General features: G+C 55.8%; 8 protein-coding genes and 2 pseudogenes. 4 read left to right on the plus strand and 6 right to left on the minus strand.

The window, feature by feature from the left end; genetic code table 11:
• The 3 genes and pseudogenes from AC2FL1_RS22835 to AC2FL1_RS22845 all read left to right on the plus strand — a co-directional run.
• A pseudogene (locus AC2FL1_RS22835) lies at positions 1–315 on the plus strand (transposase); the annotation flags it as partial.
• A gap of 116 nt (positions 316–431) precedes the next feature.
• Complete coding sequence (locus tag AC2FL1_RS22840) at positions 432–959, plus strand: hypothetical protein (protein WP_496878451.1); 528 nt, start codon at positions 432–434, stop codon at positions 957–959.
• Positions 960–1404: 445 nt separating this feature from the next.
• A complete protein-coding gene (locus AC2FL1_RS22845) occupies positions 1405–3609 on the plus strand; it encodes an adenylate/guanylate cyclase domain-containing protein (RefSeq protein ID WP_496828824.1) in 2205 nt (734 codons plus the stop codon).
• 19 nt (positions 3610–3628) lie between these two features.
• Here AC2FL1_RS22845 and AC2FL1_RS22850 read toward each other — a convergent pair whose 3' ends face one another.
• The 3 genes from AC2FL1_RS22850 to AC2FL1_RS22860 form a co-directional block, all read right to left on the minus strand.
• Positions 3629–4108 carry a YHS domain-containing (seleno)protein gene (locus tag AC2FL1_RS22850; protein WP_496828825.1) on the minus strand — a complete coding sequence of 160 codons (480 nt, stop codon included), beginning with the start codon at positions 4106–4108 and terminating at the stop codon, positions 3629–3631.
• 14 nt (positions 4109–4122) lie between these two features.
• Positions 4123–4716, minus strand: a complete 594-nt coding sequence (locus AC2FL1_RS22855) for an ankyrin repeat domain-containing protein (protein ID WP_496828827.1) — start codon at positions 4714–4716, stop codon at positions 4123–4125.
• A gap of 688 nt (positions 4717–5404) precedes the next feature.
• On the minus strand, positions 5405–5671 hold the full coding sequence (locus AC2FL1_RS22860) for a YjiS-like domain-containing protein (protein ID WP_496828829.1): 267 nt from the start codon (positions 5669–5671) through the stop codon (positions 5405–5407).
• Between the two features lie 157 nt (positions 5672–5828).
• Between AC2FL1_RS22860 and AC2FL1_RS22865 the strand changes: the two genes are divergently transcribed.
• Positions 5829–6566, plus strand: a complete 738-nt coding sequence (locus AC2FL1_RS22865) for a winged helix-turn-helix transcriptional regulator (RefSeq protein WP_496878452.1) — start codon at positions 5829–5831, stop codon at positions 6564–6566.
• Between the two features lie 288 nt (positions 6567–6854).
• On the opposite strand, the gene AC2FL1_RS22870 is transcribed toward AC2FL1_RS22865, so the two are convergent.
• From AC2FL1_RS22870 to AC2FL1_RS22880, 3 genes and pseudogenes are all read right to left on the minus strand, one after another.
• On the minus strand, positions 6855–7562 hold the full coding sequence (locus tag AC2FL1_RS22870; RefSeq protein ID WP_496878453.1) for an IS6 family transposase: 708 nt from the start codon (positions 7560–7562) through the stop codon (positions 6855–6857).
• Between the two features lie 123 nt (positions 7563–7685).
• Positions 7686–8483 (minus strand): phosphodiesterase, encoded by a 798-nt coding sequence (locus tag AC2FL1_RS22875; RefSeq protein WP_496828833.1) that lies wholly within the window; start codon positions 8481–8483, stop codon positions 7686–7688.
• A gap of 4 nt (positions 8484–8487) precedes the next feature.
• Positions 8488–8898, minus strand: a pseudogene (locus AC2FL1_RS22880) (carbohydrate ABC transporter permease); the annotation flags it as partial.
• Positions 8899–9005 lie beyond the last annotated feature (107 nt).

Here is a 9005-nt window from a genome sequence, read left to right on the forward strand (position 1 = left end):
CAAACGTCAAATGGCTGCTCGGAGATCGCGGCTATGACGCCGACTGGTTCAGGGAAGCGTTGAAAGACAAAGGCATACGCGCCTGCATCCCCGGCCGGAAGCAACGCAAGATGCCGATCAAGTACGACAAGCGTCGCTACAAGCGGCGCAACCGCCCCTCTCGTGACATTGCTGCGCAATGCACAGCCGGGCAGTGATCGAGATCATGTTCGGCAGGCTCAAGGATTGGCGGCGTGTGGCGACCCGCTATGACCGATGCCCCGAGACGTTCCGATCGGCCATCCCCTCGCGGCGACCGTCATCTATTGGTTATGAAGCCTGACCCTATCGGCACCTCATGGCGCGGCCTTTCGAACCTGCCGTTGGCAATATTGTTTCAGGCAGGGCAATTCGCTGGTAGAGATTGCTGACAACGTTCTCGTTCCCGAAATGTGAAAGATGGTGCGTCAATGAATAACTCCGTTGCGAAAACTATCGTGCGTGAATTGCACCATATGCTGCCGCCCACTGTGTTTTTTGGGATAGGCTTTAACGCGTTGGTGCTCACAATTGACACGTTGTCCGAACATTCGGGTGGCCAGCCGATATCCCATCTCACTGCAAGTATTGGGGCTCTGCTCGTCGCAAAGGGTGTGATCGTAGCCGAGATGCTGCCGTTCTTTAACAAGTTCCAGTCCGAGCCCCGCGTTGTCTCGGTTTCGTGGAAAGCGGGGCTGTACTTCTTGTTGACTACGCTTCTCCATATCACCGAGCGGGCGTTCAGTGCGAGCCGGAATGCCAAAGGGTTGGAAGCGGGCGTGGCACTGGATTTTCAGGCATTTGACTGGTCCCATTTCTGGTTGACCCAGCTGTGGTTGGCGATCCTAATTTACGCCTACACCTCTTTGATGGTCTTCGTCCGCGAACTTGGGCACGAAAGTGTATACCAAGCATATTTCGGGCAACGGAAGTCGCCGTAGACGCCTGCGCCGAACTTCGCGACGCTCCCCGGCCATTCATCCTTCGAACCAAGGTCATATAGCCGTCCGGGTGACGCGAATTAGACTTGAGACATTCAACAGGTCCATGGGGGATACCGGCTAATCCTACAGGCGGGCATGTGACCTGCCTTGGCCTTTCATTCGAGCAGCAGCGAACTTCCGGTTCCTGCTCATTTCGACCGATGCTGCGGAAACGATCAAGGCTGCCTTGGGCTCCGAGCAGACCTACACCGAATTTTGGTGAGTGCCTGCTGTGTCTAAGGTTTGTGGCTGCTGTAGAGGCAATTGGCTTGGTTGCCCGACCGTACCATTGAATGACACGCGCCTGCCCAGCCGAATATCTTGTGTGAAAGCCGTTTCCGCCACGTTTTTTCAGTGTTACGCTTCACAGCACGGCCCGCATTTTTGGAGGAGAGGGCAAACCTTGGAACGCAGGCTTGCCGCCATATTCGCCGCAGACGTCGTTGGTTTCAGCAGTATGATGGCCCAGGATGAGGTTGGTACCTTCGAACGTTTGACCACGTTGCGCCAGGACATCCTCACCCGCTTAATAGACGAAAAGAACGGGCGAGTATTTAAGCTTCTCGGCGACGGGCTACTGGCCGAATTTGCAAGTGCCGTTGATGCAGTGGAGGCTGCGATCCAAATACAGGAGGCAGTTTCCAATAGAAACGTCACTATTGATCCCAGCCAGCGTATCGAATTGCGTATCGGTATCAACCTGGGCGATCTGATTATCGATGGCGACGACATTTACGGCGACGGTGTCAATGTTGCAGCGCGCCTCGAACCCCTTGCGAAGCCCGGAGGCATCTGCATCTCGAGAGAGGTTTACAAACATACGAACGGCAAGGTCAGCAGATCATTTGAGCCTGCAGGCGTCCACCGGGTCAAAAACATACCTGAGCCTCTAGCAGTCTACCGGATGGCGGATCAGAATGGCGCACAAAACCCACGACGGTTTCGCTTGAAGTTTCGCGTCGCGGGCGCTGCGATGGCCGTGATCGCCATTCTTTCAAGCGCCGCTTTAATGTTGCGTGATGATATAGTGGCGCGGTTCAGCGGCGCTGAGAGTGAAATGATAGCGGCAGAGAACTCGTTCCCTTCCCTCATCGTGTTGCCTTTTGAAAACCTCGGGCTGCCAGACGCGGAACGTTACATCGCAGATGGGCTCACGGACGATCTGATTACCGATTTCTCGAAAGTCGCCGGGCTGATGGTGATCGGCAGCAATACCGCGTTCTCCTATCGGGACCGGACAATCGACAGCAGGGCCATCGGTCGCGAGTTGGGAGTCGGTTATGTTCTGGAAGGCAGCGTGCGCAGAGTGGGAGCACGGCTATTGGTCAATGCACGGCTGACAGATGTGAGCAGCGGGCAGACGCTTTGGGCCGAGCGGTTGGAGCGAGACGAAGCCGATATTTTTGCGATTGAAGTCGGTCTGATAAAAGAGATCATTGACCAACTGGGGGTGGATGTGAGCGTGTCCGAAAGGGAGCGGATCGAACGCCTCCCTACCAGGGATCTGGAAGCATATGACTTCTTCCTCAGGGCTGAAGAAGCTGCTCGCAGCGGCTTTCGGCCCAGGCTGCGCGAGGCTTTGAGGTTCTATTCGGACGCGACCGCAATCGATCCGAACTTTGCCATGGCTTTCGCAGCTCAGGCGCGTACCGAGGCATTGGTCATGCGTCGAAACTACGACGACGTGCTACCGTATCCAGTCGCCCGAAAACGCGCCTACGAACATGCCGGGCGTGCCTTGGAAATTGATCCCGATGCGGCGATGCCTTTTGCCGTGTTGAGCGAACTGCAAACTGTAGATGGCCGGTATGAAGAAGCGATGCGCTCGGCGCGGCTCGCCGTTGAAAAGGCCCCTGGCGAAGCGTCCGCCTATCTTGCTCTGAGCTTTGCGCAGACATTCTACGGGCGCCACGAAGAGGCGATCGAGAGTTTCGAAACGGCATTGCGTCTTAATCCGCAATTGCCGGGCTATGCACGGCAGATCGCAAGCCTGTCATATATTCTTGCAGACCGTCCTGAACGTGCTGTCGAAATCCTCGAAGAGATCAAGGACAACTCGCAAGGCATTGAGGATTACTTTAATATCCTCGCTGCCGCGTATGCGGAGGCAGGCCATATGCAAGCGGCGCAAGCGACTGCTAAAGAGGTGGCCAGATTCGCACCGCATACCTCTGCGCAACTCTACAGGGTGATATTCGCCCATTTTCGGCGGCAAGAGGAACTTGATCGTATCATCAGTGCAATGTTGCACGCGGGTGTGCAGGAATGGACCTTCGGTTTTCAACCGGGTTCGCGTGAAAGGTTGACTGCCGACGAGGTCGCCGCACTGATCGATGGGAACGTTTGGCAGGGAACTTTCGAAGGGCGCGGTCCCGGTCTAGTCCAGATTTCAGACAGTGGAAGTTTGGCGATGCGAACATCCACGATGTTCATTACTGGATCGGCTTATGTGAAAGATGACACCTTGTGCATACAACAACCCGGTCTTGCGCTCGGTCGCCCGGCTTGTGGCTCGATCTACAAGAGTGCCGAAAAAGCAGCTGGCGCGGACTCGCCGTATAGCTACGTCAACGCGCATATTCTGTTCCACTTTAGTCCTGGCGGATGACACTCACCCGTGGTGCACGTCAGTTGGAGTAGTCCTTGGCAGCCAGAGGCTTGGTGCTCTCCCAGTTCGCATCCGCCTTCGCGAGCACCGCTTTCCCTTCTGGGTGGTCGAGCATTTCTGCACCGGTTGGGTCCGATATGAAATAAAGCTTCCCATCGATAATCCGCCAAGAATTTACAGGGTCGATGTTTTCGGAGGCGTTGGCTCCGAGCCCGACACCCAATGCGCAATATCCACCGTATTGCGGCGCGTATTTGGCTGGGTCAGACTTGAACAAGTCTCGATTCTCGGGGCTGTTGAAGTGCCATGGCGTGCCGAGCCAATCATATGCGAACTCACTTGACCCTTTGACGGCACGGCTTTCGGTGAAATAGGCAACGGTGTCATAGCCCTTGATCGCAATATCACCGAAGGGTCCGGTATTTATGGGCTCGTCGGCAAGCGCGGCAACGGTCATGCCTGCGAGAAACAGGCCACTCATCAGAAGTCGAAAGCTCATTTTTTGACCTTCCCTTATGTGCCTGCCTCCAAGCACAGGCGATGAAATTCCGGGCCGAAGGCGTCCGGCGGGGGGCATTTGGCCCCGTTCTCCTTTAGCAGACCCACGATATCATAGTGCTGACGGAACATCGTTCGGATCAGAACCGAAAAGCCATCGTTGTCGAGGGTCACGATATCCGCATCATGGTCGAGCAACAGCTTGATCACCTCGATATGGCCCTCGTCGGCCGCCATGAAGATAGGTGATTTTTCGGCCCTGTTGATACGCCCATTCACATCTGCGCCACTGGCGAGAAGCAGGCGCGCTGTCTCAACATTGCCGCTAAAAGCTGCTGCGTGAAGTGCAGTGAAGCCGCTGCGGTTTCGCGCCATCACGTCAGCCCCTGCCTCGATCAGGGCCGCAGCGGTTTCGGTGTTTCCAGCCAACGCAGCGGCAATCAATGGAGTAGCCTTGTTTGGCCCCCGCTCATCGACCGACGAACCGCTGTCCAACATAGCCTTAACGGTAACAGTATCACCCTGCCTTGCCGCATCGAATAACGGACCCGCTTGAGCGGGCCCAAGTATTAGGAATACCGTTGCAAAGATGGTACCAATCCAACGCATGGATCTACCTCCTCTGCTTGAACTCTACAATGAGCCGCGGTCGCGCGCAACGAACGAAGGGTTATTTGCTGCCGTGCTCATGACGGTTTCGGTCGAGTTGGTTGCTGCACCTGCGAGCGCCAGCGATCGTTGACTTCTGGAATGGGCTCAACAGAGACATCTGATTAAAACCATCAGATGACCGCCCATCGTAACATTGCTGCCGTTGCCGGTGTCGCCACACGTCACTCTGTCTTCGACCGTGTCCCAAAACACGGTGTTGTAGAACCATGTCGCAAACACTGTGGGCAAACAGTGTGGTCCACTTGCTCGCGATGCTACGCGGATACGAACTTGGTGATCGTGCACGGTATCGATAGATCGGTTGTCGGCTAAATGGGAACGACCGAATTGGCCCTCAGATCACGGCTTCAAAAAGCTCCCAATCTCCCTCGACCCCCTTCAACTGGAAAGCACCCGCGCTCTTTAAGGAGAATGAGTTTGTGCCGATGGTTAAATCGGCAACAGTTCTTGAGACGAGTAAGCTATGCTGAGACCGTCACAATCTACATAGCTAATCTCTGTCATTCTTCTCCCCCACTGGCTCAAGTCCTGCAGGTAAGGTTTGCATGAGATGAGACGAACTTCCAGCACATCGACCCGCTAGGGGCTAAGTCCAGACACTGGAGCTCTTTTCAGGGTGCCAGCTTTACCAATTCCCACTGCGGTCAAGACGAGCGCGGCGCAAAGCAGAGGCAGCATCCGCGTCGAGCGGCATGTGGTTTGCGGTGGAGATGTCATTTTCAATAAGGCCGATGTCGCGCAAATCGCGTTCCTTTAGGCGGCTCAGAGAAGCAGCCTGCGTCCGGCGTGCGCGGATTTCTATGACGTAGGACCAACCCCAGTGTGCGAACCGGCGCAGGGAGGAAGTGATTTGTGTGGCAGAAACAGTTGTGTTGGTGTTGAAAGTCGTCATCTTTTCGATCCTGCTTGTATGGTTTCGAGATGACTTAAGTCTGCCGAACTTGTCCGGTTTGCGGGTAGTGCAGATCATGAACCGCCCCCGGTACAGAATATGAACTGGATGGATGCGCTGCACATCTTGTAGCTTCGGGCTACAGGGAGGTTCACCGATGAAAACGAAGCCCTATGGAATAGTCTGCTCGATCACACATGCCTGCGAACTCCTTGAGCCGCGCTGGACGATCCCGATCCTTTCAGAAATGTGGGCAGGTTCTACCCGTTTCAACGACATCAAACGCGGCGTTGGCAACATCTCACCCGCACTGTTGACCAAGAGACTCAAGGAGCTTGAACAGAATGGATTGATCGAACGCATAGAAGACCCTGCGACGGGCCAAGTCGATTATCTTCGCACTCAGCGCGCCGTTGAACTCGAGCCTGCCCTCTCCGCTCTTGGTGAATGGGCGCAGTGTAATATCGAGGCAAGGCAAGCTTTACAGGACACGGACGTATCTAACCTAATGTGGCACATGAGGGGCTTGATCTCTACAGACGAGCTGCCAAACCGCCAAGTGGTCATTCAGTTTCGGTTTAGTGATCCCAACCTAGAATACGATACATACTGGGCACTGGTCCGGCCGCGGACAGAAGTTGAAATATGCACGAGCATACCTGGATTTGACGTTGATCTTTACGTCGAAACTGACTGCGTTTCACTTTCAGCCATCATATTGAGCCGAACCACGATATCGCGTGAACTGGATGCTGGTCGGCTTTTCCTGAGCGGTGATGCCCTCTTGGTTCGGACGATGGACAAATGGCTCTATCAACGCACAAACCAAAAACCGCATAAGGTACGACTACTTGACGTAGCATCAGAGCCAAACGAGGTTATTAGTGCGAGCTAGGCAAGAGCCTAGACCACGGCTGCATGCCTTTCGATGACGCGGATGGGCTCAGGGCAGTCATCTGAGCGTTTTGGTCAGATGACTGCTTCGTCTTGGTTAGCTGTCGCTCAGCAGACGTCAACTCGGGGGCAACGTCCGCTTCTTCGTATAAACGACTGGTTACAGGAGAACCGGACCTAGGGCCAACCGGTGGCTATGTCCGAGTTGCGGGACAGAGCAGACTATTGTTCTTCGCGGTGCTGTCAGACAGATTCTAACTGGTCTCAGTTTCCCACGAACCGCAGGAGCTTAAGCGACGCAAAGCTGGCGCCACTCGGCAAGAGCAGCAGCGCGGTTGAGCTTGAAATTCTGTCGGCTGGTGAGGCTGCGCTCCGAGTTGAAATGGCTGAAGACCGAGGCGTGGTCGGAAGCAAACTTCTGCAAACTTCGCATGCGCCGAAAGCGTTGCATTGCCCGCTCTCGTCGTCGGAATGGCAGGTGCGAATTCTCCGCCCTGTTGTTCAGCCAGCGACCCGTTTCCTGCCTGTGGGCATTGCCGATGTCCTTCATCGCCGCACCATAGGATCTCAACTGGTCGGTCACCAGGAGATGAGGTCGGCCGTGGCATTTCATTGATTTTCCAAGGAATTTCAACGCGGCTTTCTTGTCTCGCGTCTTTGTCACAAAGCTTTCCAGGACCTCACCTTCGTGATCTACGGCCCGCCACAGGTAGTACCGCTCGCCATTGATCTTCACGAACATCTCATCCAGGTGCCATCGCCACTGCGGCCAGGACCGAAGCCGATCCGTGCATTTCTTGCGGATCTTGGACGCAAACAGCGGGCCAAACCGTTGCCACCAGAACCGGATCGTTTCGTGGCTGACGTCGACGCCGCGCTCGTGAAGCAGATCCTCGACATTGCGCAGCGACAGTGGAAATCTGACGTGCAGCATCACTGCCAGACGAATGATCTCCGAGCTGCTGTGGAGGTATTTGAACGGATCACGTTTCGGAATGCTCAGAGGCTACGAGACCACCCTGCCCGTCTCAACCGGAGTCCTTCTGACACCGCCATATCAGTTGCTGTGCGATAAGGTTCAGGGTGAGGGCGACAGGCGTGCTTTCCATGGCTCAGCGCCCTAGAATGGAAAGGGCCCGCCCACTGGTTCCAGCGGAACGACGCTCCAGATGCCGCCGGGGTTCGTGTCGATCACCGCACAGCCTGTCGGCCCCCGAAAGAAGCCTGAAGGGGCGTCGGTACGGCGGTCCAATGCGAAACCGCTGCAAGTTGATGGGGCTGTTGCCACATGATGGTGGCCCAGTCTTCCGTGATGAACCCCGTGAACGTGACCTGCGACAAGTGTGGCGGGGGTATGTACATCCATCAAAATCATTTTGAGCGCCTGTGCGTTCTCAAGACCGATGGCGTCCATGAAACGAATTCCTGTCTGGATCGGCGGATGGTGGAGCATGATGATCACGGAGCCTGATCCTGTGGTCTCAAGAGCGTGGCGCAACATCTCGAGGCTTTCATCGCGAAGTCGACCACCGCCTCGCCCTTCGACCAGTGTATCAAGTCCAATGACACGCGTGTTACCAACGTCAGCTACCCAGTCGATCAAGCCCACTGTCGGCATTTCTGGAAGATCGGCAAATGCCGCGCGCATGGGCTCTCGAGCGTCGTGATTGCCTGGAACCACATATAAGGGCAGGCCAAGACGGTTGAGTTCGGTGCGCGCAAAGGCATAACTTTCGCTACTGCCATCATCGCTTATGTCCCCCGAGACCAGCACCGCATCCAACGGAGCGAGCGCGGGCCGCAGCCCTTGCAGCCGATCAATGGCCGCCCGCAGGAGGTTGCGAGTATCCAGGACGCCAGAGGCAAGGGCACCTTCGCGCACCACGTGCAAATCGGTCAGTTGCAGGAACCGCGCCATTGTCTCATTTGATCCCGGCGCGCAGGAAGGCCTGCACGAACTGGCGTTGGAAGATCAGGAAGGCGATCAGCAACGGAGCCACCGACATCATCGTCGCCGCCGAAATTACACTGATATCGACGCCGTTTTCCGGCGCGCCAGATATAGACAGGCCTACGGTTAGAGGCCTTGTGTCGGGCGAATTGGTCACGATGAGCGGCCACAGGAAGTTGTTCCAGTGGGTCGAGACCGAAACAAGCGCATAGGCCAGATAGGTCGGTCGCGCCAGCGGCACATAGACCCGCCACAGGATGCCGAACCAACCACATCCTTCGACCCGCGCAGCCTCGTGCAGTTCAATCGGCACGCCCTTGAACGCCTGACGCATCAGGAAGATGCCAAAGGCCGAAGCCATATAGGGCATCCCCACACCTAGGCTCTGGACCCATTGATTTGGTTGCAGTCGTGGCGCCGGGCTGATTCAAGCTCCTGAACTTCAGGAGGCGTGATGAGCAACTTGTTTTGGCTGACCGACGAACAGAT

The organism is Ruegeria sp. YKSF070 (assembly GCF_059612725.1).